Raw genomic sequence first — 23,881 nt, 5'->3', positions numbered from 1 at the left:
GCTAGCATAAATTCATGGTCAGGGAAGCAGGGCTGAGGGAGCGCAAGAAGGCGAAGACGCGCCGGCACATCGCCGACACCGCCGCGCGCCTGTTCGCCGCGCACGGCTATGACCAGGTCTCGATCGTCGACGTCGCGCGGGCGGCGGAGGTGTCCGACCAGACCGTTTACAACTACTTCCCGGCCAAGCAGGACCTCGCGTTCGACCGGGCCGAGGAGATCCGCGAGCGGTACGCGCGAACCGTCCTCGAGCGGCCGGGCGGGACGAGCCCGGCCGCTGCCCTGCGCACCTTGGCCCTCGAACACCTCGATCGGCACCGCGGCGCCGATCTCGACCTGGTGCGCGGTTCGCTCCCGGTGCTGTGCGTCGGCAGCCCGACGATCCGCCGGCTGACCCTCGAGGCGTACGACCAGCACGCCGAGGTCATCGCCGCCGCGATCACCGAGACCTGCCCCGCCGTCCATCCCGCCGTGGCCCGAGCGCACGCGGCCGCGCTGGTCTCGGTCTTCCAGCTGGTCTTCGAACGCATCGGCCGCGCCGTCGTGGACGGGACACCCCTCGACGCGGTGGCCGACGAACTGGCACCCGCGGTCGAGGCCGTGTTCGACGACCTCGACCGCCACTTCCAGAGCTTCCACAACGCGAGTACCGCGTAGTCCTCGATCACCACACCCGATTCGACGGCCACGAACTCGCCGGGTCCCGGGGGACCGGTGTGCTGCCCGGATTCGTCCTGCCCCCGTACCGAAGGAGTCACCATGCCTGCCCCTGTCACGATCATCGGCGCCGGACTGGGCGGCCTCACGCTGGCCCGTGTCCTGCACGTCCACGACATCCCGGTCACCGTCTACGAGGCCGAAGCCTCCCCGTCGGCGCGTTCGCAGGGCGGGATGCTCGACATCCACGACTACAACGGACAACTCGCCGTCCAGGCGGCGGGCCTGATGGACGAGTTCCGGAGCCTCATCCTGGAGGGCCGCCAAGCCATGCGGATCCTCGACCCGAACGGGACCGTCCTGTTCGGCCAGCCCGACGACGGCACCGGCGGACGCCCCGAGGTACAGCGCGCCGATCTGCGACAGATGCTGCTCGACTCGCTCCCGGCCGGCACTGTCCACTGGGGACACAAAGCCGGCAGCGTTCGTACCGTCGGTGAGAGCCGCCACGAGGTGACCTTTGCCGACGGAACCACCGTCGTCGCGAGCCTGCTAGTTGGCGCGGACGGCGCGTGGTCACGCGTCCGGCCGCTGCTTTCCAACGCCACGCCCGAATACGTCGGCACGTCGTTCGTCGAGACCTATCTGTTCGACGCCGACACTCGTCACCCCGCCGCCGCGAAAGCCGTCGGCGGCGGAATGCTGGTGGCGTCCGCGCCGGGCCGGGAGATCCATGCTCACCGGGAAAGCAGCGACACCCTGCACACCTACGTGGTGCTCCCCGAACCACAGGACTGGTTCGCCGGCATCGACTTCACCGATGCCGCCGCGGCCACCGCGCGAATCGCGCAGGAATTCGACGGCTGGGCCCCGGAACTCACCGCACTGATCACCGAAACCGACACTGCGCCGGTCCTGCGCCCGCACTACGCGCTGCCGATCGGCCACCAGTGGGACCGGCTGCCGGGCGTGACCCTGCTCGGCGACGCCGCCCATCTCGCGGCCCCCAACGGCGAAGGCGCCAACTGGGCCATGGAGGACGGCGCGGAACTCGGCCAGGCGATCGCCGCGCACCCCGACGACGTCGAAGCCGCCCTCACCGAATACGAGCAAGCGCTGTTCCCCCGCAGCGCCGCAGCATCGGCAGCGGCCGCCGCCGATGCTGCCAACATCCCCTCCATCGAGGACGCGATCACCTTCTTCACCCGGGACGCGCAGGCCTCATAAGGGGCTCTTCATTGCTTAGGCATCAGCTCTTTTGGTGGCGGCGGGACTCAGTCGTTGGTGGACGCCCCTGGTCCAGTCGCGGCGTACCGGGCGGCGGTGGTGCGGACGGCCTCGTCGACTACCTGAGCGACGCGTTCGGCGCTCACCTCCCAGCCCGGCACCAGGAGCGTCGGCCAGAAGACGTAGTTGGAGATCATGCCCAGGAACTGGGTGGCTGCGAGGTCCACGTCCTCGACCCGCACCGTTCCCGCCTCGTGCTCGGCCAGGAGGTAGCTGCGCACGGACTCGAAGTAGGGCATCTTCCCGTGCGAGAACTGCGCATGGGCCAGCTCGGGGAACCGCGGCAGCTCGGCGATGACGATCCTGAACAGGTCGGTCATCTGGGCACGGCCCAGCAGCTCGGCGTAACGGCGACCGATGACGCTGAGCCCGTCGACGACGTTGCCCGCCGGCGGAGGATCCTGCTCGTCAGCGGTCGACCATGACTCGGTCACGATGGCGTCGAACAGGGCAGCCTTGCTCGGAAACTGCTTGAACAAGGTAGCCCGCGAAACGCCCGAGCGCTCTGCGATCCGCGCCAGCGACGTCCGGTCGTAGCCCAACTCGAGAAACAGTGCGGTCGCGGCCGCCACGATCAGCGCGCGCTTCTCCTGGGCGACGCGCTGGTGATACGTCGTCACGACCCTGCTCATGGGCCGAGTATACGAGGTGAGTGGCTTGACTCACCACTGCCACCGGCCTAAGGTCAGAGCAGTGGTGAGTCGCTCGGCTCACCATCGGCCGCCGTTCATCACTGATGATCCCGGTCAGCTCCCCACATACCGAAGGAACATCTGATGTCCCGCTTCGACAACCAGACCGTGCTCGTGACCGGTGGAACCGGCGGCCAGGGCTCGAGCCACGTGCGCGCCTTTCACGCGGAAGGAGCGAACGTGGTGATCGGCGGCATCGACGCGGAACGCGGCGCCGCGCTCGCCGATGAGCTCGGGACCCGCGCTCGCTTCGCCCGCCTCGACGTTACCGACGAGAGCTCGTGGTCCGCCGCTGTGCTAGCCGCCGAGAGCGCCTTCGGCGCCCTGAATGTGCTCGTCAACAACGCGGGCGTGCAGAACCCGCCGGCAACAATCGAAAACACGGACCAGGCCACGTGGTCGCGCATCCTCGACGTCAACCTCACCGGGACCTTCCTCGGCATCAAGGTCGCAGCCCCCGCTCTGCGCCGCGCGGCAGGGGGAGCCATCGTCAACATCGCCTCGATCATGGGCCTGGGCGGCACGGCTCACTACGCGCCGTACGTCGCCAGTAAGTGGGCCGTGCGAGGCCTCACGCAAACGGCAGCACTCGAGCTCGGCCGCGACCACATCCGGGTGAACACCATCCACCCCGGCGTGATCGCGACCCCCTTCATCCACGAACCAGCAGCCGGCGCAGTCGCGGCAATCGCCGACTTCTACTCACCCGAGCCGTTCGCCATCCCCCGGCTCGGAGAACCGGCCGAGGTCACCCGGCTTCTCCTGTTCCTCACGTCATCGGACGCGTCGTTCATCACGGGGTCGGAGTACGTCATCGACGGTGGACTCCTCCTCGGCCCCGCCCTTCAGGCCGAGACCGCATGAGCACTCCGGACACGACCGGGCCGAACGACTCCGCACGGGACGCGTTTTTGTCCCACCTGCCCGACCACATCCGACGAGCCATCGAGATCACCCCCGCCGCGGGCACCGGAGAACGGATCATCGACATCACGACGCTGGGGCGCCGCACCGGCCGGGCACGCCGCATCGAGATCTTCTTCTACCGAGCCGCGGGCACCACCTACCTGTGCAGCGGCGCCGGCGGTGCCGCGACCGACTGGCATGCGAACCTTCTCGCCAATCCCGCCTTCACCTTCCACCTCAAGAACGGGATCCGTGCCGATCTGCCTGCACGGGCCACGCCTGTCACCGACCCAGCTGAACGTCAGGCCGTGCTGGCGGAGATCGTGGCGGATCTCAATCAGCCCCACGACCCCGGCACCATCCGGCCGACTCGGCTCGAAGACTGGGCTGACAGCCGGCTGATGCGCATCAGCTTCCGCCATCGGCCGTGACCGATGACCTGCCTCCAGGGACTGGGGTGTAGTCGCGGCTGGAAACGTGTTGGTCATCGGTGTAGATGAGCACGTACGGGCTCAGGACGCCGGGCCGGAACCGCGGAAGTTCTGGTCGGCGAAGGCGAGCAGGTAGGGCAGGGTCGCGCGGGCGGTGTGCCAGGTGTGGTTGAAGCCGTGTTCGGAGTGGACGACGGCTTCCTGGCCCCGCTCGTGGAACGCGGCGGCGATGCGGCGGGCGGTGGCGACGTCCGTGGGGGCGCCGGTGCCGACGGCGAGCATCACCGAGATCGGCGCGCTGAACGTCATGGTGGGCAGGTAGCGGCGCGGGGTGTTGGCGGCGATCGCGGCCTGGTTGCCGTTGAGGACGCCGACGGAGTCGTTCAGGTCGTCGTAGGGCAGCGCAATGATCAGGGTGGCGAACTCGTCGACGTGGTGGAGGCCGATGTTGAGCGCGCCGAAGCCGCCGCCGGACATGCCGCCGAGCGCGCGGTGGCGGCGGTCGGCCACGGTGCGGTAGCGGTGGTCGACGGCGGGGACGACGGTCTTCGCCAGATAGGTTTCGAGCTGCGGGCCGCCGGGGACGTCGAGGCACTCCCAGTCCTTGCTGGGCTGGCCCGCGGTCATGTCCACGCTGACCACGATCATCGGCTCGATCACCTTGGCCGATTCCAGGCTGCGGAGGGTGTCGGGCGCGGCGCCGGAGGTGAGCCAGTCGCGCGGGCCGCCGTACGGGTAGCCGTGGATCAGATAGACGACGGGGTAACGGTGCTGTGCGTTCGCCGGGTCGGAGTACCCGGGCGGGAGGATCACGTAATTGTCGCCGGAAGGGACGTTGTGGGCGGGGTCGGCGACGCTGAACACCTCGGTCGCCTGGCCGCTGCTCGACTGCTGGTGCGCGGGGGTGGCCTGGCTGGCCGGGGTGATGGCGTCCGACTCGCCGCCGCCGTCGGTGAGGAGCTGGCCCACCGCGCTGGCGGCGCCGGAGCCGCGTTCGAAGAGGCGGCCCAGGTCGTCGGGCGTGCGCACGTAGCCGACGTAACTGTTGACCGCGGTGACCGCGGCGACGAGGAAGAACGCCACCGCGCCCGAGGTTCCCCAGCGCCGGGCGCGCCGGTTGTGCGCCAGCGCGATGGTGACGGCGAGGATGGCGACCGCGGCGCCGGCGGCGGTGAGCCAGATCAGCGGTGACTCCAGCGGCCCCAGGTCACGGGCCTGCTCGGTGACGTCGGGGGGCAGCACCGGGTCTACGGCGGCCTGCGGGATGATCACCGGCGCACCGCCGGTCGGGCGCAGCACGAGCCGCCGCGGGAATGGAAACGCACCTGTGAATCCCTGCCATGAGCCGGTACGGGCAAGGGTCGCCCGCACTTCGAAAGATCATTTTAGGGACCGGTCGCTGTGGATTCGTTGAGAACGGGTAAAGAGTGCCTCAAATCCCCTGATCGTGGCTGCGGTAGATCGTGAGGGCGCTCGGCCTGGCGCGGAAGCGGAACTCGTTGCCGAGCGGGCCGACCTCGCCGTCGGTGGCGACGCGGCGGTTGCCGTCGAGCAGCCGCACGTGCAGTTCGGGCCGGTCGAGCTGCTGGTAGACGTGGCTGGCGTTGAGGCTGTTGGTGACCATCGCGAGCAGGAAGCGGGCCCGGGAGTACGGCAGGTCGGCGCGCAGGTACCGGACGTCGAGCAGGCCGGTGTCGAGCGCCGGGCGGCGGGACGGGGCGAACCCCTTCGGCGAATAGGTGCCGTTGCCGACGAAGATCAGCCAGACCTCGGCGGGCTCGCCGTCGAGCAGGATCCGCAACGGCTTGGCGCGGCGCAGCACCCGGGCGAGCGCGATTGCCGCCGAGGGCCATTTCGGGTGCCGCTGCTGCAGTTTTTCGCGCAACCGCACCATTTCCGGGTAACCGCCGAGGCTCGCGGTGTTGACGAACCAGCGGTGCCCGGGCTCGCCGGTCCCGGTGACCTCGACCTCGCCGAGGTCGATCCCGACGGCTTCGCCGGCCTCGGTCGCGGCGTCGGCGTCCGGCATCGAGCGGACCCCGACGTCGCGGGCGAAGTGGTTGAGGGTGCCCGCGGGGATCAGCGCCAGCGGCAGGTTCCGCTCGGCGGCGACCGAGGCGACGGCGGCCACCGTCCCGTCGCCGCCCGCGACGCCCAGGGCGCGGACGCCGCCGATCCGGGCGTCGATCTCGGCGTTGAGCTGGTCGCGCAGGTCCTGCGACGGGTCCGGGTAGAGGATCGTCGCCTTCGGCCAGGCGTAGCGGACGTCCTCGGTGGGGTCCTGCCCGTCGACGCCGGAGTGGGGGTTGACCAGGGCCAGCATGTCCTCGCCGTCGCGCATCTCGGGGGCTTCGGCGGAATGCGCGGTGCGGGCGGGAAGGTCGGCCCCCAGTGGCCACCAGTGCCGGGTCAGCGCGGCGACGCCGACGCCGATCGTGATGCCCGCGCCGACGTCGCTGGGCCAGTGCACCCCGGTGTGCACGCGCGAGTACGCGACCGCGCCGGCGAGCGGGACGAGGGCGAGGCCGGTGCGCGGCGACTCCATTGCCACCGCCGTGACGAACGCGGCGGCCGAGGCGGCGTGGCCGGAGGGGAACGACGAGGAGGTCGGGCGCTTGCGCAGGCGCCGGTGCTCGGGCACCTCTTCCTCGGCCGGGCGGCGGCGCGGGAACAGCGGCTTGCCGATCAGGTTCGCGGCCGCGCTGGCCCCGGCGATCGCGGCGACCCCGCGCAGCGCGCCCCGGCGGGCCGGGCCCTTGCGCGTCGCCAGCACCGCCGCGACGACCCACCACAGCCGCGACTGGTTAGCCGACTTCGACAGCGATCCCAGCACTTGGTCGGCGCGGGTCTTCGGCAGGGCCGCGCTGCGCCGGATCAGCGCGCGATCGGTGCGGCCGACCCGCCGGAACGTCCGGCTGAGCTGCGATAACACGCTGGGGGACCTCCGGTCCGTCGGGCAGGGCGCGGGGCCGGCGGGCGCCGGATTCGCGCGTTTTTTCACCGAACGCAACGTACCGACCGCGTGTCGCCGCCCGAACGGCGCACCGTCGGAGGGGGTCCAGCGCCTACTCTGGTGGCATGCAGCGGCGGATCTTTGGCATCGAGACCGAGTTCGGGGTCACGTGCACCTTCCACGGCCAGCGCAGGCTCTCGCCCGACGAGGTGGCGCGCTATCTCTTCCGGCGGGTCGTTTCCTGGGGACGCTCGTCGAACGTGTTCCTGTCCAACGGCTCCCGGCTCTACCTGGACGTGGGCTCGCACCCGGAATACGCGACGGCGGAGTGCGACGACCTGGTCCAGCTGGTCACCCATGACAAGGCGGGGGAGCGGATCCTGGAGGACCTGCTCGTCGACGCCGAGCGGCGGCTGGCGGACGAGGGCATCGGCGGCGACATCTTCCTGTTCAAGAACAACACCGACTCGGCGGGCAACTCCTACGGCTGCCACGAGAACTACCTGGTGACGCGCGCGGGGGAGTTCTCCCGGATCGCCGACGTGCTGCTGCCGTTCCTGGTCACGCGCCAGCTCATCTGCGGCGCGGGCAAGGTCCTGCAGACCCCGCGCGGCGCGGTGTACTGCCTGTCCCAGCGGGCGGAGCACATCTGGGAAGGCGTGTCGAGCGCGACCACGCGCTCGCGGCCCATCATCAACACCCGCGACGAGCCGCACGCCGACGCCGAGCGCTACCGGCGCCTGCACGTCATCGTCGGCGACTCGAACATGGCCGAGCCCACCACGATGCTCAAGATCGGGTCGGCGAACCTGGTGCTGGAGATGATCGAGGCCGGCGTCCAGTTCCGGGACTTCACGCTGGACAACCCGATCCGCGCGATCCGCGAGATCAGCCATGACCTGACCGGGCGCCGGCAGGTCCGGCTCGCGGGCGGGCGCGAGGCCTCGGCGCTGGACATCCAGCGCGAGTACCACGCCCGCGCCGTGCAGCACCTCAAGGAAAACGGCACCACCCCGGCGAACGAGCGCGTGATCGAGCTGTGGGGCCGCGCGCTGGAAGCGGTCGAGCAGCAGGACTTCAGCAAGATCGACACCGAGATCGACTGGGCCATCAAGCACCGCCTGGTCGAGCGGTACCGCGCGAAGCACGACCTGGACCTGTCCAGCCCGCGGGTGGCGCAGATCGACCTGGCCTACCACGACATCCGCCGCGGCCGGGGCATCTTCGACCTGCTGCAGCGCAAGGCCCTGGTCCGCCGGGTCACCGACGACGGCGAGATCGAGGTCGCCAAGGACACCCCGCCGCAGACGACCCGCGCGAAGCTGCGGGGCGACTTCATCGCCGCCGCGCAGGCCGCGGGCCGGGACTTCACCGTGGACTGGGTGCACCTGAAGCTCAACGACCAGGCGCAGCGGACCGTGCTGTGCAAGGACCCGTTCCGCTCGGTCGACGAGCGCGTGGAACGGCTGATCAGCTCGCTGTGAGCCCGTTTGCCGAAGGGGCCGTCCCGCTCGGGACGGCCCCTTCGGCGTTTCCTACGAAAGTCGCCGGCGCGGTGCGGCAGGATCTGGCGCATGCGTCTGGTGCGTGCGGTGCTCGTCCTGCTCGGTGTGGTCCTTCCGCTGCTGGCCCCGGTGACGGCGTCGGCGGCGTCGTCAGCGGGGCGGCTGCCGTCGTGGCAGCTCAAGGCGACCGGGGTGACCGCGCAGTTCCGCGGCCTGTCGGCGGTGAGCGACCGCGTCGCGTGGGCCAGCGGGACACAGGGGACCGTGCTCCGGACTGTCGACGGCGGGCGCAGCTGGTTGTCCGTCGGCCCGCCCGGGACCGGCACGCTGGAATTCCGCGACATCGAGGCGTTCGACGCCGACCACGCCGTGACCCTGTCGATCGGGCCCGGCTCGGACTCCCGCGTCTACCGGACCGACGACGGCGGACGGCACTGGCGCCAGACGTTCCAGAACCCCGACGCGAAAGCCTTCTACGACTGCCTGGCCTTTTTCGACCCGTGGCGCGGCCTCGCGATGAGCGACCCCGTCGACGGCCGATTCCGGATGCAGGCCACCTCCGACGGCGGCCGCAGCTGGCACCAGATCCCCGACGCCGCGTTCCCGCCCGCGCTGCCCGGCGAGGCCGGCTTCGCCGCCAGCGGCCAGTGCGTCACCACCTCCGGCCCGGCCGACGCCTGGCTCGCCACCGGCGGCGGCCCGCAGGCCCGGGTCCTGCACTCCGGCGACGGCGGACGGCACTGGACCGCCGCCACCACCCCGCTGCCCAGCAGCGCCTCCGCCGGCGTCTTCGCCCTCGCGTTCCGCACGCCGTGGCAGGGCGTCGCCATCGGCGGCGACTTCGCGAACCCCACCGCGCCCGGGCCGGCGGTGGCCTTGAGCGGCGACCGCGGCCGCACCTGGCGCACCCCGCCGCAGTACCCGGCCGGCTACCGCTCCGGGCTGGCCTGGCTCGGCGGCACGGTGCTCGCCGTCGGCCCCGGCGGCAGCGACCTCAGCCCCGACGGCGGACGGCACTGGACCTCCTTCGACACCGGCAGCTTCGACACGGTCGACTGCACCGCGTTCGGCAGCTGCTGGGCCAGCGGCGTCCAGGGCCGCGTCGCCCGGCTCGGCCGTTAGCGCCCTGCGCCGGAACGCCGTCAAGGACTCCTTGCCTACCTTGAGCATTCGTGATGCCCTGAAGGCCACCATGAGGGACATATACGCCCTCATGGTGGCCTTCAGGGCCTCCGGCGCGGCGCTAACGCTCCTGCCCGGTCGGGCGGACCATGATCTCGTTGACGTCCACCGTCGGCGGCTGGTCCAGCGCGTACAGCACGGCGCGGGCGACGTCGTCCGGCTCCAGCTTCGGCTTCTTGCGCAGCTCGCTGTCGAGGATGTCGGTGTCGGTGACGCCGGGCTGCACGAGCGTGACCCGCACGCCGGTGCCGACCGCCTCCTCGCGGATCGCCCCGGCCATCCCGGTCACCGCCCACTTCGTCGCCGAATACAGGCTTCCCTTGCGGATGTAGCGGCCGGCGACCGAGCCGGTGAGGACCAGGTGCCCGCCCGAACCGGCCAGCGCGGGGAGTGTGGCGCGGGCGGTCAGCGCGGCGCCGTAGACGTTGGTCAGCACCATGTCCCGCCACTGCTCGGGATCGGTGCCGCCGTCGCCGAAGAACGACACACCCATGCCGATGCCCGCGTTGGCGAACGCGGCGTCGAGCCGGCCGAACCGCCGCACCGTCTCCTCGACCGCGCCGGACACGGCCGCCCAGTCGGCGACGTCGGCGCCCAGCGCGAGCGCCCGGTCCTCGCCCAGCTCGGCGGCGAGCCCGGCGACGGACTCCTGCCTGCGGGCCACCAGCGCCACGCGGAAGCCCGCCCCGGCCGCCCGCCGCGCCGTCGCCTCGCCGATTCCCCGGGACGCCCCGGTCACCAGAAGCACACGTTCAGTCATGCACCCAGGCTAGGGACGGATCACCCGAAGATCGACCCGCCGGCGCCACGGCCACCTCGTCGCGCTCGGTGACGGCCCGTGGCGCCACAGTCACCTCTCGCGCCGCATCGCCGGCTGTCACGACGCGCGAACGCCGGACCTCACGATCGGGAACAACGGCGCGGGCTAGTGTTGTCGGGTGTCCACCGCACGCGCCGAACGGCTGGTCAACCTCGTGCTCGCCCTGCTCTCCACCCGGCAGTACCTCACTGCCGAGCGGATCCGCGGGATCGTGCCCGGGTACACCGACGCGGCCAGCGACGAGGCGTTCTTCCGCACCTTCGAACGCGACAAGACCGAGCTGCGCGAGCTCGGCATCCCGCTGGAGACCGGCCGCAACTCCGCCTTCGACGCCGTCGAGGGCTACCGCATCGCCCGCCGCGACTACGAGCTCGGCGAGATCGACCTGGCCCCCGACGAGGCCGCGGCCGTCGGCCTCGCCGTGCGGCTCTGGGACTCGCCCGAGCTGACCGGCCAGGCCCAGGGCGCGCTGGTCAAGCTGCGCGCGGCCGGCGTCGAGGTGGACGACCAGGCCCCCACCGTGATCGAGCCGCGGGTACGCGCCGAGCCGGCGTTCGGGCCGCTGCTCGCCGCCGTCCAGAACGGCCGCGCCGTCCGCTTCGAGTACCGGCGCGTCGGCTCGCCGGAGCGGATCATGCGCACCCTCGAACCGTGGGGCGTGGTGTCCTGGCGCGCCCGCTGGTACGTCGTCGGGCACGACCGCGACCGCGGCGCCACCCGCTGCTTCCGGCTCTCCCGCGTCACCGGCCAGGTCACCGCGGTCGGCCCGGCCGGCGCGGTCACCCGGCCCGAAGGCGTCAACCTGCTGCAGCTGGTGTCGGTCACCGGCAGCAGCGAAGAGGCCTCGCCCGTGACCACCGCCCGGCTCTGGGTCGCCGACGGCCGCGCGGCCGGGGTCCGCCGCCGCGGCGAGGTCGTCGGGCGCGAAACCGTCGGCGGGGAAGCGGGCGACCTGGTCGAGATCGGCCTGAACTTCCCCGAGTCCGCCGCCGACTGGATCGCCGCCCAGGGCCCCGACGTGCTGGTGCTGGAGCCCGACGTGCTCGCGAAGGCCGTGCAGCACCGGCTCGAGGACGTCCTCGCCCGCACCGCCGCGGGGAGCGGCCGATGAGCAGCTCCACCGAGCGCATGCCCCGGCTGCTCGCGCTCGTGCCCTACCTGCTGGCCCGGCCCGGCATCCGGGTCGACGAGGCCGCGCAGGACTTCGACGTCACGCCCAAGCAGCTGCGCAAGGACCTCGAGCTGCTCTGGATGTGCGGGCTGCCCGGCTACGGCCCCGGCGACCTGATCGACCTGTCCTTCGAAGGCGACACCATCGTCGTCACCCACGACGCCGGCATGAACCGGCCGCTGCGGCTGACCGGCAGCGAGGCCACCGCCCTGCTGGTCGCGCTCCGCGCGCTGGCGGAAACGCCCGGAGTGGTCGACGCCGACGCCGTGCGCCGCTCCATCGCCAAGATCGAGGTCGCCGCCGGCCAGGCCCAGCCCGCCGGCGTGGTCGTCGGCGGCGGGGTCCGCGAGGGCAAGCGCACCGCCGAGACCCGCGAGGCCGTCGCGGGCGCCCTGCAGGCCGGGCGCGCCCTGCGGATCCGCTACTACACCGCGTCCAAGGACCAGGTCACCGAGCGCACCGTGGACCCGATGCGGCTGCTCATCGTGCAGGCCGTCGGCTACCTCGAAGCCTGGTGCCGCCGCGTCGAGGGCGTCCGGCTCTTCCGCCTGGACCGGATCGACGAGCTGACCGTGCTCGACGAGCCCGCCGCGCCGCCCGCGCACGCCCAGCCCACCGACCTGTCCGACGGCCTGTTCTCCCCGCGCCCGGACCAGCAGGAGGCCGAGCTGGTCCTCGGCCCGGACGCCCGCTGGGTCGCCGAGTACTACCCGTGCCAGGAGCTGGCCGAGCTGGACGGCGGCCGGCTGCGGATCCGGATGCGCTACGCCGACGAGTCCTGGATGGTCCGGCTGGTCCTCAGCCTCGCCGGGGACGCGCTGGTGGAGAGCCCCGCCGCCCTCGGTGACGCGGTCCGTCGGCGCGCGGCCGACGCAGTGGCCCGAGCCCGTCACCTACCGTCAACCTACGACCGTTAAGGTAACTTCCGTGCCGTACCTGCCCACCGTCGTGCTCCTCGCGGCGGGTCTTCTTGTCCTGATTGTCCTGCTTGTGCGGACGCTCAGGGTCTTGCGCGGTTTCCGTCGCACCATGAGCATGGTGGCTACGAACACCCAGGACCGGACTGGACTGCTCCGCGCCCGCTCCGCCGCACTTCGCGTGGCTGTGGCGCAGCGCCGCGAGGCACCGGAAAACCAGTAACATCTCCCTGAGACGGAAAGAAGGAGGCCACCGACCATGAACGCGCTGCAGCCGTGGCACATCATCGTCCTGGTGCTACTCGTGGTTCTGCTGTTCGGTGCCAAGAGGCTTCCGGACACGGCCCGCGCCATCGGCAAGTCCATGAAGATCTTCAAGGCCGAGACCAAGGACCTGTCCGGCGAGAAGAACGCCGACGACGCCGAGCCGGTCGAGACCAAGCAGATCCCGCCTGCCACCGCCGCGAGCACCACGCCGGTCGCCGCCGCCGGCGTCACCTCGGCCCAGGACCAGCAGGTCGCCGACCTCCAGCGCCAGCTCGACGAGCTGAAGAAGCAGCAGGTCGCCGACCAGCCGCAGAAAAACGCCAGCTGAGCCCAGCCGGCCCCACCCGGTCCCCCTGCCGCGCAGCGCGCTGACCACCCGGCGCGCTGCCGCGGCCGACGACGAGAACGGAACGACCAGTGGCGGAAGCCGTCAACGGCAACGGCAGCCGGAGCAACCGTCGGCGCCGCAGCCGGCGGGTCAACCCCGACGGCACGATGACGCTCATCGAGCACATCTACGAGTTCCGCCGCAGGCTCGGCTTCGCCCTGCTGTTCGTCGTCATCGGCGGCATCTTCGGCTGGATCTGGTTCGAGCAGCACCTCGGCCCGATCCCGTCGCTCGGCAACATCATGACCCAGCCGTACTGCGCCATCCCGCCCTCGCAGCGGTTCGGCAGTGACCATGGCGGCTGCAAGCTGCTGCAGACCGTTCCGTTCGAGATCTTCATGGTCCGCCTGAAGGTCGGTGTCGCCGCGGGCGCCGTGCTGCTCTCGCCGTTCTGGCTGTACCAGTTCTGGGCGTTCATCGCCCCGGGCCTGTACTCCAAGGAGCGCAAGTACGCGCTGACCTTCGTCGCGTTCGCCTCTGTCCTGTTCGCCGCCGGCGCCGTGCTCGCCTACTACCTCGTGCCGCACGCGCTGGCCCTGCTCGCCGGCTTCGGCCAGGAGCAGTTCGTCACCGCGCTCACCGCGGACAAGTACATCTCGTTCATCCTGTCGCTGTTGTTGATCTTCGGCGTCAGCTTCGAGCTGCCCCTGCTCGTGGTGATGCTCAACCGCGTCGGCGTGGTCAAGTACCAGCAGCTGAAGAAATGGCGACGCGGGCTGGTGTTCGCGCTGTTCGTCTTCGCCGCGTTCGCCACCCCCGGCTCGGACCCGTTCTCCATGCTCGGCCTGGCCGGCGCGCTGACGGTGCTGTTCGAGATCTCCATCCAGATCGCGCGGTTCCACGACCGCAAGCGCGACAAGGTCCGTGCGGACGAGGGCTGGGACAAGCTGGCCGACGACGAGGCCGCGCCGTTCGACTACACCCCGAGCACCGCCGACGACGGACCCGTCGCCAGCGGTGGCGGCAACCGCACCGACGACATCACCTGAGCCCCGGATGGGCCTGCACGCGGCGCTGGCCGTGCACCCCGCCTCCGGGCACGGCGCCGCCGCCCGCATCGCGGGCACCGTCGCTGACCGGCTACGGCCCTGCGTCGACCGCCTCGACGTACTGGTGGCCAACACCGTCGAGGAGTCCCGCGCCCTGATGCGCGCCTCGCACGACGCGGGCCTCGACGTGCTGATCGTCCTCGGCGGCGACGGCGCCGCCCACCAGGGCGTGCAGTTCTGCGCCGAGAACGACGTCGCCCTCGGCCTCGTCCCCTCCGGCACCGGCAACGACTTCGCCCGCGCGCTCGGCAGCCCGCCGGACGCGGAATCCGCCGTCACCGCCCTCGTCGCGGCGCTGGAACAGGGCACCCGCCGCCGCATGGACCTCGGCCGCACCGGCGACGGCACCTGGTTCGCCACCGTGCTCTGCTCCGGCTTCGACGCCAGCGTCAACGCCCGCGCCAACCGGCTCCGCTGGCCGTCCGGCCCCCACCGCTACGACGTCGCGATCCTCGCCGAGCTGGCCGCGTTCCGCCCCAGCCCGCTCACCCTGACCGCCGACGGCACCGCCCTCGACCTCGACGCCACCCTGGTCGCGATCGGCAACACCCCGTTCTACGGCGGCGGCGTCCCCATCTGCCCCGCCGCCACCCCGGACGACGGCCTCTTCGACGTCACCGTCATCGGCGCCGCCACCCGCCTCCAGCTCCTGCGCCTGCTCCCCGGACTGCGCACCGGCGGCCACGTCGCCCACCCCGCCGTCCGCACCCTGCGCGCCCGCGAACTCACCCTCACCGGCCCCGACTGGCCCGCCTACGCCGACGGCGAATCCCAGGGCACAGCGCCGTTCACGGTCACCTGCGTGCCCGACGCGCTGACCGTCGTCGCCTGACCGCGGCGCGTCGATCGTCACGCGGCGTGCGGACTGTCGGTGTCGTGTGGAACCCTGACGTAGTGGCCAGTAGCCCTTCTCAGTCCCCGGCCGAGGCCTATGCGGTCTCGCGGCGCCGCGGGAAGCACCCCCAGCTGACGCGGTTCGCCGGCGAGGTGTCCTTCGAGTTCGACGATTTCCAGGTCCGCGGGTGCGAGGCGCTGGAAAACGGCCACGGCGTGCTGGTCTGCGCGCCCACCGGCGCCGGCAAGACCGTGGTCGGCGAGTTCGCCGTGCACCTGGCGCTGGCCGAGGGCCGCAAGTGCTTCTACACAACGCCCATCAAGGCGCTGTCGAACCAGAAGTACGCCGACCTCGTCGCCCGGTACGGCGCCGACGCGGTCGGCCTGCTCACCGGCGACACCTCCATCAACGGCAATGCCCAGGTGGTCGTCATGACCACCGAGGTGCTGCGCAACATGCTCTACGCCGGCAGCTCCGCCATTCCCGAGCTCGGCTACGTCGTGATGGACGAGGTGCACTACCTCGCCGACCGGTTCCGCGGCGCCGTCTGGGAAGAGGTGATCCTGCACCTGCCCGAGCACGTGCGCGTGGTCGGGCTCTCCGCCACGGTCAGCAACGCCGAGGAGTTCGGCGAATGGCTGGTGGAGGTCCGCGGCGACACCACCGTCGTCGTCGACGAGCACCGGCCCGTGCCGCTGTGGCAGCACATGCAGGTCGGCAACCAGCTGCTCGACCTGTTCGCCGGCCAGGACGAGGCCGACCCCGGCGCCGAGCTGCGGATCAACCCCAGCCTGCTGCGCCGCACCGAGGAAATGGGCCGGTTCGCCGGCCCCAGCGGCTTCCGCGGGCCTCGCGGCGGACGGCGGGGCGCTCCCCAGCGCGGGCCCCGGTTCCGGCCGCCCTCCCGCGTGGACGTCGTCGACCGGCTCGACCACGCGGGGCTGCTGCCCGCGATCGTGTTCATCTTCTCCCGCGCCGGCTGCGACGCCGCCGTCACCCAGTGCGTCCGCTCCGGCCTGCGCCTCAACGGCCCCGAGCAGGTCGACGAGGTCCGCCGCATCGTCGAGGAGCGCACGAAGGACCTGCCCGAAGGCGACCTCGGCGTGCTCGGCTACTGGGAGTGGCGCGAGGCGCTGGAACGCGGCATCGCCGGGCACCACGCCGGACTGCTGCCCGCCTTCAAGGAGACCGTCGAAGAGCTGTTCGTCCGCGGCCTGGTGAAGGTCGTGTTCGCCACCGAAACGCTCGCGCTCGGCATCAACATGCCCGCCCGCACCGTCGTGCTCGAACGGCTGGTCAAGTACAACGGCGAGGCGCACGTCGACCTCACCCCCGGCGAGTACACCCAGCTCACCGGCCGCGCCGGGCGCCGCGGCATCGACATCGAGGGCCATGCCGTCGTGTCCTGGCAGCCCGGCGTCGACCCCAAGCAGGTCGCCGGCCTCGCCTCCACCCGCACGTACCCGCTGCGCTCCTCGTTCCGCCCCGGCTACAACATGGCCGTGAACCTGGTCGCGCAGGTCGGCTCCGACGCCGCCCGCGACCTGCTGGAACAGTCGTTCGCCCAGTTCCAGGCCGATCGCTCGGTCGTCGGCACCGCGCGCCGCATCGAGCGCAACAAAGAGGCCCTCAAGGGCTACGCGACCGCCGTCACCGGCGACTTCGAGCAGACGCTGGAGTACGTCGAGCTGCGCGCCAAGATCTCCGCCCGCGAGAAGGTGCTGGCCCGGCAGAACACCGCGTCCCGGCGCGCGGGCACCGCGGAATCGCTGGAGAAGCTGCGCAAGGGCGACGTGATCGCGGTCCCGGCCGGCCGCCGCGCCGGGCTCGCCGTGGTCGTCGACCCCGGGCTCGACCCGATCCGCGAGCCGCGGCCCGTGGTCGTCACCGAAGACCGCTGGTCCGGCCCGCTGTCGGTGGCCGACTTCCCGGCGCCGGTCGAACCACTCGGCCATATCCGGCTGCCCAAGCACATCGAGCTGCGCTCGCCGCGGACCCGCCGCGACATCGCGTCGTCCCTGCGCAACGCCGGGATCGCGCTGCCCGGCCGTCAGCGCCGCCGCGGCGGGGCCGACGACGACGCCGAGCTGGCCACACTGCGCCGCGCCCTGCGTTCACACCCCTGCCACGGACTGGCCGAGCGGGAGGCGAACCTGCGCTGGGCCGAGCGCTACCAGCGGCTCACCGAGGAGACCGCGCAGCTGGAACGCAAGGTCGCCGCGACCACCCACTCGCTCGCGCGGGCGTTCGACCGGATCCTCGCGCTGCTCGGCGAGCGCGGTTACCTCGGCCCGGCGACGGCGGGCGACGGCGAGGACCGCGTCACCGAGCACGGGCAGCGGCTCACCCGGCTCTACAGCGAGTCCGACCTGCTGGCCGCCGAGTGCATCCGCCACGACGTGTGGGCCGGCCTCGGCCCGGCCGAGCTGGCCGCCGTGGTCTCGACGCTGGTGTTCGAAGCCCGCCGAGACACCGCGGGGGAGCCGCGGCTGCCCGGCGGCGGCGTGCCCGAGGCCTGGCAGGAGACCTCCCGGCTGTGGGTCGAGCTGACCGAGGACGAGCGCCGCCACCGCCTCGACCGCACCCGCGAGCCCGACGCCGGGTTCGCCTGGCCGGTCTACCGGTGGGCGCGCGGCGAATCGCTGGAGAAGGTGCTCACCGCCGCGGAGACCAACGGGCAGGAGCTGTCCGCAGGCGACTTCGTCCGCTGGTGCCGCCAGGTGATCGACCTGCTCGACCAGGTCCGTGACGTGCTGGGCAAGGCCGACCCGGTCGGCGCGACCGCGGCGGAGGCCGTCCGCGCGCTGCGCCGCGGCGTCGTCGCGGCCGGGGCCGCGTGAATCGGGGCAGTATGAATCAGGCCGGCGTGAATTCCGCGTTACCCGGGAGCGTTCGGGGGCATCTGTGGCGCACCCGGCGGACAGCGTGTGCGTGGGCGCGTGTGCTCGGCCCCGACCTGTGGTTGGATCGCGCTCGAGACCAGGCGAAGCGAGGCGGAGGCGAACGATGAGCACGCCGTATGGCGGCAACGACCCGCAGCAGCAGCCCCCTTACGGGCAGCAGCCGCAGTACGGGCAGCAGCCGGGCGGCGCTTACCCGCCGAGCGGGCCGCAGGAGCAGCCCTACAACCCGCAGCAGTACGGGCAGCAGCCACCCCAGCAGCAGCCCTACGACCCGTCGCAGCCCACCCAGTGGGTCCAGCCGTCACCCCAGCAGCCCCAGTACGGCCAGCAGCCCGGCGGCTACACCCCGCCGCAGCAGAACCAGTGGGGCCAGCAGCCGCCACCGCAGCAGTACGGGCAGCCCTACGACCCGAACCAGCCCCAGTACGGGCAGCAGCCCGGCGGCTACCCGCAGAGCGGGCCGCAGGAACAACCCCAGTACGGCCAGCCGCAGAGCGGTCCCCAGGCCCAGCCGCAGTACGGGCAGCAGCAGCCGCAGGGCCAGTACGACTACGGCCAGCCCGGAGCCGCGCCCGGGGCGGGGGAGAAGGAGCCGGGCGGCTCGAAGAAGGGCCTGTTCATCGGCATCGGCGCGCTGGTGGTCGTGGTCGCCGTGGTCGCGATCCTCGGCTTCGTCGCCCCCGGGTTCTTCCGGACCGAGGTCTTCAACAACACGCAGATGCAGACCGACGTGGCGAAGCTGCTCACCGACACGTACAAGATCGACGGCGTCACCGGGGTCACCTGCCCGGCCGAGCAGAAGGTGGCCGACGGCGCGAAGTTCGAGTGCACCGCCACCATCAGCGGCAAGCCGCAGCAGATCCCGATCACGGTCAAGGGCACCGACGGCAACTACGAGGTCTCACCGCCCACCTCGCAGTGACCACCGCCGGGCCGCCGGGAAAACCGGTGGCCCGGCCCGGTCCCGGCCCGCGATGATCGGGCCATGCGCGACTACCCGGTTCGGTTGCTGGACACCGAAGAGCACCGGGCCGCCTGGGACCTGTTCCGCGGCACGATGCACTCGCCGCCCGGCAAGGACGAGGACTGGGACCGCGTCCGCGGGGCCTACCTGGCCGGCCGCGTCTGGGGCGCGTCCGACCCCGAGCTGATCGGCGCCGCCCGCTCGTTCGACGCGGAAATGGCGCTGCCCGGCGGAAACCTCGTCCCGATGGCGGCCGTCACCGGGATCGGCGTCCGCGCCGGCCGCACCCGCCGTGGCGTCCTGACCGCGCTGCAGACCGCGCAGCTGCGGGAGCTCGCCGAGCGCGGAGTGGTGGCCGCGAGCCTGCACGCCACCGAAGGCGCCATTTACGGCCGGTTCGGCTACGGCGTCACGACCCTCTGCCGGGACCTCCACGTGGACCGCCACCGCGCCCGGCTGCGGCCCGAGACCCCGGCCGGCGGCGAGGTCACCGTGTACGGCCTCGAGGACTCCGTGCCCCGCTGGCCCGAGCTGTACCGCGCGACGGGCCTGCCCCGCCCAGCCATGATCACGCGCCCCGACGCCTGCTGGGCCGGCTACGAGAGCCTGGCGTACCGGATCTCGGAAGGCATGCAGACCGTTGTGCACCAAGGCCCCGACGGGCCGGACGGCTACGCGACGTACCACGTGGACCACGACTACGAGCGGCCGAGCCGGCTGGAGGTCTTCGCGTTCCACTACGCCAGCCCCGGCGCGTTCGCGGGACTGTGGCGATTCCTGTTGTCGGTGGACCTCGTCGACGAAATCCGAGCCCTCGAACGGCCGCTCGACGAACCGGTGGAGCTGCTGTTCGAGGACTACCGCGTCGTTTCGGTGCCGCGGACGGAGGACGAGAGCTGGCTCCGGCTCGTCGACGTGCCCACCGCGCTGACGGCCCGCGCCTACGGCCCCGGCTCGCCGGTAGTCCTCGAGGTGCGCGACCCGCTGCTGCCGGCCAACACCGGCCGCTACCGCGTCGGCCCCGAAGGCGCCGAGCGCACGGACGCCGAGCCCACGCTGCGCCTCGACGTCGCCACCCTCGCAATGCTGTACTTCGGCGCCTGGCCAGCCTCGGCCCTCGCGGCCGTCGGCCGGATCGAGGTGCTCGACGCGGCCGCCCCGGCGAGCGCGGACACCCTGTTCGGGACGCGCACCGCGGCGTGGTGCGGTAGTTTCTTCTGACCTTGACCAAAGGCCTCCGGGCGGGCTTCGGGGCGGAGGATCGTGGGCATGCGCGCGGTGCGGGTGCTGGGCTGGTGCGTCGTCGGGCTACTGGCCGCCGCGGGCTGCGATTCCGGTTCGAAGCCGGACCGGCCCGAGTGGACGATGACCTTCGGCCACCCGGCCACCGCTTCCTCGTCCGCACCGCCGGTCCGGGTGTTCGACGCCAAGGCCATGAGCGCCGGCGTCGCGAAGGTCCTCACCGAGAACTACGGGCTGCACGGCCTCGGCGAGGTCACCTGCCCCGACCGGCAGCCCGTCGCCGACGGCAACCAGTTCCAGTGCACAGTGGACGTCGCGGGGGAGCGGAAACACGTGCCCATCACCGTGACCGGCACCAGCGGCCAGTACCGGGTGGACGCGCCCCGGTAAATCGCGTGGCCCCGGACCGGCCGGCTTGGTTTGATCGGGGCATGACGGACTTCGCGGTACGGCCCATCACCGACGACGAGCGCCGGCCCACCTTCGCCCTCCTGATGCAGTCCCTGCACGCGCACGCACCGAGTGACGAGTCCTGGCGTGAGTACGCCCAATCCTGGGCCGCGGAGCGGAAGTTCGGCGCGTTCGCCGAAAACCGGCCGATCGGGATCACCGGCTCGTTCGACACCGAGACGATCGTGCCCGGCGGCGCGCGCCTGAGCACGGGCGCGGTCGACGGCGTCGGGGTCCGCGCGGACTGGACCCGCCGCGGCGTCGTCAGCGCGCTGATGCGTACCCAGCTCGAAGACTTCGTCGCCCGCGGCGTCACCCTCGCCGCGCTGTACGCCAGCGAAGCGGTCATCTACGGCCGCTTCGGCTACGGCGCCGCCACGCTCGGCCGCTCGATCCGGGTCGAGCACCCGGCCCGGTTCCGTGACAGCGCCCCGGTCACCGGCACTGTCCGGCTGTTGGACGAAGACGCGGCGGTGGTGCAGATCCCCACGCTGTACCAGCGGATCATCAGCCGCGCCCCCCGGCCGGGCCTGCTCGCGCGCCCCGCCTACTGGTGGCCGAACGAGCACAACCGCCAAGTCCGGCGCGGCGGCGGGTACCGCGTGGCCGTCCACACCGGACTGAACGGCGAGGACGACGGGTTCGCCGTCTTCCGCAGCGTGGACCGGACCAGCACCGACGACCCGGAGAAGCGCTCGCTGCTGGACGTGCGGGACCTCAACGGCGCGAACCCCGCGGCGATCGCCGGGCTGTGGCGGTTCCTGCTGTCGATCGACCTGGTCGGCACGGTCGTCGCCCGTGACCGGCCGGTGGACGAGCCTGTCGGCGTCCTGCTCACCGACCCGCGCCGCGCCCACACCGCGGAGCTGGGGGACCAGCTGTGGGTACGGCTGGTCGACGTGTCCGACGCGCTGGCCGCCCGAACCTACGGCGCCGCCGACCCGGTGGTCCTCGCCCTCACCGATCCGCAACTGCCCGCCAACACCGGCCACTACGCGGTCGGCCCCGACGGCGCCCACCGCACCGACGCGCCCGCTGATCTTCAGCTCGACTCCGAGACCCTCGCGATGCTCTACCTCGGCGAGTGGCGCGCGACGACGCTGCTGCAGGCCGGCCGTCTCACCGCGACCGACCCGTCCGCCGCCGCCCGCGCCGACACCCTGTTCACCACCGAGCGCAGCCCGTGGTGCGGCACGCACTTCTAGCGCCGCACTTCTAACTCACAATGGCCGGGGTGGTGTCGGGAAAGGACACCGCCACCGGTGTCTGTCCACTCTGGACGATCCACGCCTCGCCGGTGCCCTGGCCGTCGAGGACCGCCTCGACGGCGGCCGCGACCTGGTCCGGTTCGGCGATGGCGAGCCCCGCTTCGACCAGGCGCGGGCGGAAAGACGCGATCAGCGCGGTGTCGGTCAGCCCCGGGCACACCGCGTTGACCCGGATCCCGTCGGCGGCCAGCAGCATCGCGGCCGACCGGACGAGCCCGATCTGCGCGTGTTTGGCGGTCGAGTAGAAGATGTCGGGGGAGGGGGCGAGCCCGGCCATGCTGGAGGTGACGACGATCGAGCCCGCGGCCTGGGCGCGCATCGGCGCCAGGCTCGCCCGGATGCCGTGCACGACCCCGTCGAGGTTGACGCCCAGCACGGCGCGGTAGCGCTCGGCGCTGAAATCGTCGAAACCGCAGCGGCCCGGCACCCCGGCGTTCAGGACGACGACGTCGAGCCGGCCGGAAGCCTCGACCGCGGCCGCGACGGCCCGCTCGTTGTCGCGCGCCGAGCCGACGTCGGCGCGGACGAATACCCCGCCGATCGCGCGGGCGACCTCGCGGCCGCGTTCGGCGTCCACGTCGGCGACCACCACCTGATGCCCCCGGGCGGCCAGCCGCCGGGCGACCGCCGCGCCGATTCCGCTCGCCCCGCCGGTGATCAGCGCACTCATCGCACCTGCTCGTCCGCGGTGACGTGGACACCCCGCAGCCGCAGCCCGCGGCGGCGCAGGTACGGACGGCCGTACCAGCGCTGGAAAACCAGCAGTGCCACGAGCGTGACGACCAGGAGCACGTCGTCGAGGACCGGGACCACGTCGATCGGCAGCGTCATCGCGAGCAAGACCCGAAGCGCCGCGTCACCGAGGAACCCGGCTCCCCACACCGCGGTGCACACCGTCAGGACGTGCCGGAACGCCGGGTGCCGCTGCCAGTTGCCGTCCCAGGCCAGCCGCTGCGCGTCGTCGAACACCAGCCGGGCGCCGGTGAACAGGAACGGCTTCCGCGCGAACAGCGTGCCCAGGATCCACAGGCCCAGCGCCGCCGTCCCCCACGCGTTGCGGACGAGCAGCACCCGCGGCTCGCCCGTGATCGAGGACATCACCACGGTCAGCACCAGCGCGCCCAGCATGAACACGGCGATCCCGTCGAGCCGCCGCGCGGTGACGGCCCGGTAGGCCGTGCGCGCGGCGGGCAGGATCGCGGCGACCAGCAGCGCGACCACCTGGTCCGCGCCCAGCGCGCGCAGCCCGTAGAACACCACGAGCGGGGCAGCCACCTCGACGGACAGCGTGCGCAGCATGGCTTTCCGCGACGGACGCTCACGGGTTACGGGCACGGCGGGCTCCTTTCGGGGCGGGGCGGTCGGTGGCGAGGGTGAAGGAAGCGACGACCTCGCGGCTGTAGGCGTCGAAGTCGAAGCCCGGCTCGGCCCGCAGCCGCTGGGCCGCGGCGTCGACGGCACCGCGGATCATCACGGCCATGGACCGGATGTCGAAGTCCCGGAACTCCCCGGCCGCCTGCCCGCCGCGCAGCAGCACCTCCAAGCCCAGCACACTCGGCTCCTGGACCGAGACCGAGGTGGCGGGCGCGCCCGCGCCGGTGTCGAAGTGCGGGCCGATCTCGGTCAGCGCGGCCATCTCGCGCGGGTGGTCGCGCAGGAATTCGAGGTTCGACTCCAGGTAGGCCCGCAGCCGCCCGCCCGCGGACTCCTCGGCCTCGATCCGCTCCCGCATGAAGACCACCGCGGTCCCGAGCACGTCTTCGACGATCTGCCGCATCAGGTCGTCCTTGCCGGCGAAGTGGTACGAGATCATCCTCGGGCTGCTGAGCGCGGCCGCGGCGGTGATCCGCGCGAACGACGCTTTGGCGTAGCCCACTTCGGCGATCGTCTCGATCGCGGCCGCGACGATCTGCGCCCGGCGTGCAGTGTTCGTGACGGTGGCCGCGTCCGCCGGGCCCTCGTTTATTCGCATGAATAAACTCTACCATGGCTGGA

The 23,881-nt window shown here is 72.1% G+C and carries 24 protein-coding genes; 17 read left to right on the top strand and 7 right to left on the bottom strand.

Going from position 1 to position 23,881, the window contains the following annotated elements:
• The first annotated feature begins 14 nt into the window (after positions 1–14).
• Both OG943_RS13230 and OG943_RS13225 read left to right on the top strand, forming a co-directional pair.
• Positions 15–656: a TetR/AcrR family transcriptional regulator gene (locus OG943_RS13230; RefSeq protein ID WP_328610041.1), complete on the top strand. Its 642-nt coding sequence runs from the start codon at positions 15–17 to the stop codon at positions 654–656.
• A gap of 102 nt (positions 657–758) precedes the next feature.
• The gene (locus tag OG943_RS13225) at positions 759–1,883 is read left to right on the top strand and encodes an FAD-dependent oxidoreductase (RefSeq protein ID WP_328610040.1); all 1,125 of its coding nucleotides are present in this window, start codon (positions 759–761) and stop codon (positions 1,881–1,883) included.
• A 47-nt stretch (positions 1,884–1,930) separates the two neighbouring features.
• On the opposite strand, the gene OG943_RS13220 is transcribed toward OG943_RS13225, so the two are convergent.
• Positions 1,931–2,575 carry a TetR/AcrR family transcriptional regulator gene (locus OG943_RS13220; protein WP_328610039.1) on the bottom strand — a complete coding sequence of 215 codons (645 nt, stop codon included), beginning with the start codon at positions 2,573–2,575 and terminating at the stop codon, positions 1,931–1,933.
• 144 nt (positions 2,576–2,719) lie between these two features.
• Here OG943_RS13220 and OG943_RS13215 point away from each other — a divergent pair, with 144 nt between their 5' ends.
• Positions 2,720–3,499, top strand: a complete 780-nt coding sequence (locus tag OG943_RS13215) for an SDR family oxidoreductase (RefSeq protein WP_328610038.1) — start codon at positions 2,720–2,722, stop codon at positions 3,497–3,499.
• Complete coding sequence (locus OG943_RS13210) at positions 3,496–3,972, top strand: nitroreductase/quinone reductase family protein (RefSeq protein ID WP_328610037.1); 477 nt, start codon at positions 3,496–3,498, stop codon at positions 3,970–3,972. Before OG943_RS13215 ends, OG943_RS13210 begins: the two co-directional genes overlap by 4 nt.
• 81 nt (positions 3,973–4,053) lie before the next feature.
• On the opposite strand, the gene OG943_RS13205 is transcribed toward OG943_RS13210, so the two are convergent.
• Positions 4,054–5,244, bottom strand: a complete 1,191-nt coding sequence (locus OG943_RS13205) for an alpha/beta hydrolase (RefSeq protein ID WP_328610036.1) — start codon at positions 5,242–5,244, stop codon at positions 4,054–4,056.
• A 160-nt stretch (positions 5,245–5,404) separates the two neighbouring features.
• Positions 5,405–6,904, bottom strand: a complete 1,500-nt coding sequence (locus OG943_RS13200; protein WP_328610035.1) for a bifunctional phosphatase PAP2/diacylglycerol kinase family protein — start codon at positions 6,902–6,904, stop codon at positions 5,405–5,407.
• A 146-nt stretch (positions 6,905–7,050) separates the two neighbouring features.
• On the opposite strand from OG943_RS13200, the gene pafA reads away from it, so the two are divergent.
• Together pafA and OG943_RS13190 are read left to right on the top strand one after the other, a co-directional pair.
• Positions 7,051–8,409, top strand: coding sequence for a Pup--protein ligase (pafA, locus tag OG943_RS13195; protein ID WP_328610034.1), 1,359 nt, complete (start codon positions 7,051–7,053; stop codon positions 8,407–8,409).
• Between the two features lie 99 nt (positions 8,410–8,508).
• Positions 8,509–9,552, top strand: coding sequence for a WD40/YVTN/BNR-like repeat-containing protein (locus OG943_RS13190; protein ID WP_328612061.1), 1,044 nt, complete (start codon positions 8,509–8,511; stop codon positions 9,550–9,552).
• A 121-nt stretch (positions 9,553–9,673) separates the two neighbouring features.
• On the opposite strand, the gene OG943_RS13185 is transcribed toward OG943_RS13190, so the two are convergent.
• On the bottom strand, positions 9,674–10,372 hold the full coding sequence (locus tag OG943_RS13185) for an SDR family oxidoreductase (protein ID WP_328610033.1): 699 nt from the start codon (positions 10,370–10,372) through the stop codon (positions 9,674–9,676).
• A gap of 178 nt (positions 10,373–10,550) precedes the next feature.
• Between OG943_RS13185 and OG943_RS13180 the strand changes: the two genes are divergently transcribed.
• The 11 genes from OG943_RS13180 to OG943_RS13130 all read left to right on the top strand — a co-directional run bounded on the left by OG943_RS13180 (position 10,551) and on the right by OG943_RS13130 (position 21,823).
• The gene (locus OG943_RS13180) at positions 10,551–11,543 is read left to right on the top strand and encodes a helix-turn-helix transcriptional regulator (RefSeq protein ID WP_328610032.1); all 993 of its coding nucleotides are present in this window, start codon (positions 10,551–10,553) and stop codon (positions 11,541–11,543) included.
• Positions 11,540–12,520 carry a helix-turn-helix transcriptional regulator gene (locus tag OG943_RS13175; protein WP_328610031.1) on the top strand — a complete coding sequence of 327 codons (981 nt, stop codon included), beginning with the start codon at positions 11,540–11,542 and terminating at the stop codon, positions 12,518–12,520. The genes OG943_RS13180 and OG943_RS13175 overlap by 4 nt, the downstream gene beginning before the upstream one ends.
• A 10-nt stretch (positions 12,521–12,530) precedes the next feature.
• Positions 12,531–12,743 (top strand): bacteriophage holin, encoded by a 213-nt coding sequence (locus tag OG943_RS13170; RefSeq protein WP_328610030.1) that lies wholly within the window; start codon positions 12,531–12,533, stop codon positions 12,741–12,743.
• A gap of 36 nt (positions 12,744–12,779) precedes the next feature.
• The gene (gene tatA / locus OG943_RS13165) at positions 12,780–13,115 is read left to right on the top strand and encodes a Sec-independent protein translocase subunit TatA (protein ID WP_328610029.1); all 336 of its coding nucleotides are present in this window, start codon (positions 12,780–12,782) and stop codon (positions 13,113–13,115) included.
• Between the two features lie 89 nt (positions 13,116–13,204).
• Positions 13,205–14,164 (top strand): twin-arginine translocase subunit TatC, encoded by a 960-nt coding sequence (tatC, locus tag OG943_RS13160; RefSeq protein WP_328610028.1) that lies wholly within the window; start codon positions 13,205–13,207, stop codon positions 14,162–14,164.
• A gap of 7 nt (positions 14,165–14,171) precedes the next feature.
• The gene (locus tag OG943_RS13155) at positions 14,172–15,056 is read left to right on the top strand and encodes a diacylglycerol/lipid kinase family protein (protein ID WP_328610027.1); all 885 of its coding nucleotides are present in this window, start codon (positions 14,172–14,174) and stop codon (positions 15,054–15,056) included.
• A gap of 62 nt (positions 15,057–15,118) precedes the next feature.
• Positions 15,119–17,899 carry a DEAD/DEAH box helicase gene (locus tag OG943_RS13150; protein ID WP_328610026.1) on the top strand — a complete coding sequence of 927 codons (2,781 nt, stop codon included), beginning with the start codon at positions 15,119–15,121 and terminating at the stop codon, positions 17,897–17,899.
• A 166-nt stretch (positions 17,900–18,065) separates the two neighbouring features.
• Positions 18,066–18,884, top strand: coding sequence for a DUF4333 domain-containing protein (locus tag OG943_RS13145; protein WP_328610025.1), 819 nt, complete (start codon positions 18,066–18,068; stop codon positions 18,882–18,884).
• Positions 18,885–18,947: 63 nt separating this feature from the next.
• Positions 18,948–20,147, top strand: coding sequence for a GNAT family N-acetyltransferase (locus OG943_RS13140; protein WP_328610024.1), 1,200 nt, complete (start codon positions 18,948–18,950; stop codon positions 20,145–20,147).
• A gap of 48 nt (positions 20,148–20,195) precedes the next feature.
• Positions 20,196–20,558, top strand: a complete 363-nt coding sequence (locus tag OG943_RS13135; protein ID WP_328610023.1) for a DUF4333 domain-containing protein — start codon at positions 20,196–20,198, stop codon at positions 20,556–20,558.
• A 41-nt stretch (positions 20,559–20,599) separates the two neighbouring features.
• The gene (locus OG943_RS13130; RefSeq protein WP_328610022.1) at positions 20,600–21,823 is read left to right on the top strand and encodes a GNAT family N-acetyltransferase; all 1,224 of its coding nucleotides are present in this window, start codon (positions 20,600–20,602) and stop codon (positions 21,821–21,823) included.
• Positions 21,824–21,833: 10 nt separating this feature from the next.
• Here OG943_RS13130 and OG943_RS13125 read toward each other — a convergent pair whose 3' ends face one another.
• From OG943_RS13125 to OG943_RS13115, 3 genes are read right to left on the bottom strand one after another with little or no spacing between them, the layout of a single operon-like run.
• Positions 21,834–22,556 (bottom strand): SDR family NAD(P)-dependent oxidoreductase, encoded by a 723-nt coding sequence (locus OG943_RS13125; RefSeq protein ID WP_328610021.1) that lies wholly within the window; start codon positions 22,554–22,556, stop codon positions 21,834–21,836.
• Positions 22,553–23,221, bottom strand: a complete 669-nt coding sequence (locus tag OG943_RS13120) for a VC0807 family protein (RefSeq protein ID WP_328610020.1) — start codon at positions 23,219–23,221, stop codon at positions 22,553–22,555. Before OG943_RS13120 ends, OG943_RS13125 begins: the two co-directional genes overlap by 4 nt.
• On the bottom strand, positions 23,205–23,858 hold the full coding sequence (locus OG943_RS13115) for a TetR/AcrR family transcriptional regulator (RefSeq protein ID WP_328610019.1): 654 nt from the start codon (positions 23,856–23,858) through the stop codon (positions 23,205–23,207). The genes OG943_RS13120 and OG943_RS13115 overlap by 17 nt, the downstream gene beginning before the upstream one ends.
• Positions 23,859–23,881: the final 23 nt, after the last annotated feature.

Source organism: Amycolatopsis sp. NBC_00345 (genome assembly GCF_036116635.1).
Lineage (GTDB): Bacteria > Actinomycetota > Actinomycetes > Mycobacteriales > Pseudonocardiaceae > Amycolatopsis.
The sequence above is the reverse complement of the archived record's forward strand: the minus strand, read 5'-3'. Positions and strand labels throughout refer to the sequence as shown.

What these genes read in the sequence shown, in the direction of transcription:
- OG943_RS13230 (WP_328610041.1), top strand. Translation starts at nt 15, where the DNA reads ATGGTCAGGGAAGCAGGGCTGAGGGAGCGCAAGAAGGCGAAGACGCGC.
- OG943_RS13225 (WP_328610040.1), top strand. Translation starts at nt 759, where the DNA reads ATGCCTGCCCCTGTCACGATCATCGGCGCCGGACTGGGCGGCCTCACG.
- OG943_RS13220 (WP_328610039.1), bottom strand. Translation starts at nt 2,575, where the DNA reads ATGAGCAGGGTCGTGACGACGTATCACCAGCGCGTCGCCCAGGAGAAG.
- OG943_RS13215 (WP_328610038.1), top strand. Translation starts at nt 2,720, where the DNA reads ATGTCCCGCTTCGACAACCAGACCGTGCTCGTGACCGGTGGAACCGGC.
- OG943_RS13210 (WP_328610037.1), top strand. Translation starts at nt 3,496, where the DNA reads ATGAGCACTCCGGACACGACCGGGCCGAACGACTCCGCACGGGACGCG.
- pafA (WP_328610034.1), top strand. Translation starts at nt 7,051, where the DNA reads ATGCAGCGGCGGATCTTTGGCATCGAGACCGAGTTCGGGGTCACGTGC.
- OG943_RS13185 (WP_328610033.1), bottom strand. Translation starts at nt 10,372, where the DNA reads ATGACTGAACGTGTGCTTCTGGTGACCGGGGCGTCCCGGGGAATCGGC.
- OG943_RS13175 (WP_328610031.1), top strand. Translation starts at nt 11,540, where the DNA reads ATGAGCAGCTCCACCGAGCGCATGCCCCGGCTGCTCGCGCTCGTGCCC.
- tatA (WP_328610029.1), top strand. Translation starts at nt 12,780, where the DNA reads ATGAACGCGCTGCAGCCGTGGCACATCATCGTCCTGGTGCTACTCGTG.
- OG943_RS13155 (WP_328610027.1), top strand. Translation starts at nt 14,172, where the DNA reads ATGGGCCTGCACGCGGCGCTGGCCGTGCACCCCGCCTCCGGGCACGGC.
- OG943_RS13145 (WP_328610025.1), top strand. Translation starts at nt 18,066, where the DNA reads ATGAGCACGCCGTATGGCGGCAACGACCCGCAGCAGCAGCCCCCTTAC.
- OG943_RS13140 (WP_328610024.1), top strand. Translation starts at nt 18,948, where the DNA reads ATGCGCGACTACCCGGTTCGGTTGCTGGACACCGAAGAGCACCGGGCC.
- OG943_RS13135 (WP_328610023.1), top strand. Translation starts at nt 20,196, where the DNA reads ATGCGCGCGGTGCGGGTGCTGGGCTGGTGCGTCGTCGGGCTACTGGCC.
- OG943_RS13130 (WP_328610022.1), top strand. Translation starts at nt 20,600, where the DNA reads ATGACGGACTTCGCGGTACGGCCCATCACCGACGACGAGCGCCGGCCC.
- OG943_RS13125 (WP_328610021.1), bottom strand. Translation starts at nt 22,556, where the DNA reads ATGAGTGCGCTGATCACCGGCGGGGCGAGCGGAATCGGCGCGGCGGTC.
- OG943_RS13115 (WP_328610019.1), bottom strand. Translation starts at nt 23,858, where the DNA reads ATGCGAATAAACGAGGGCCCGGCGGACGCGGCCACCGTCACGAACACT.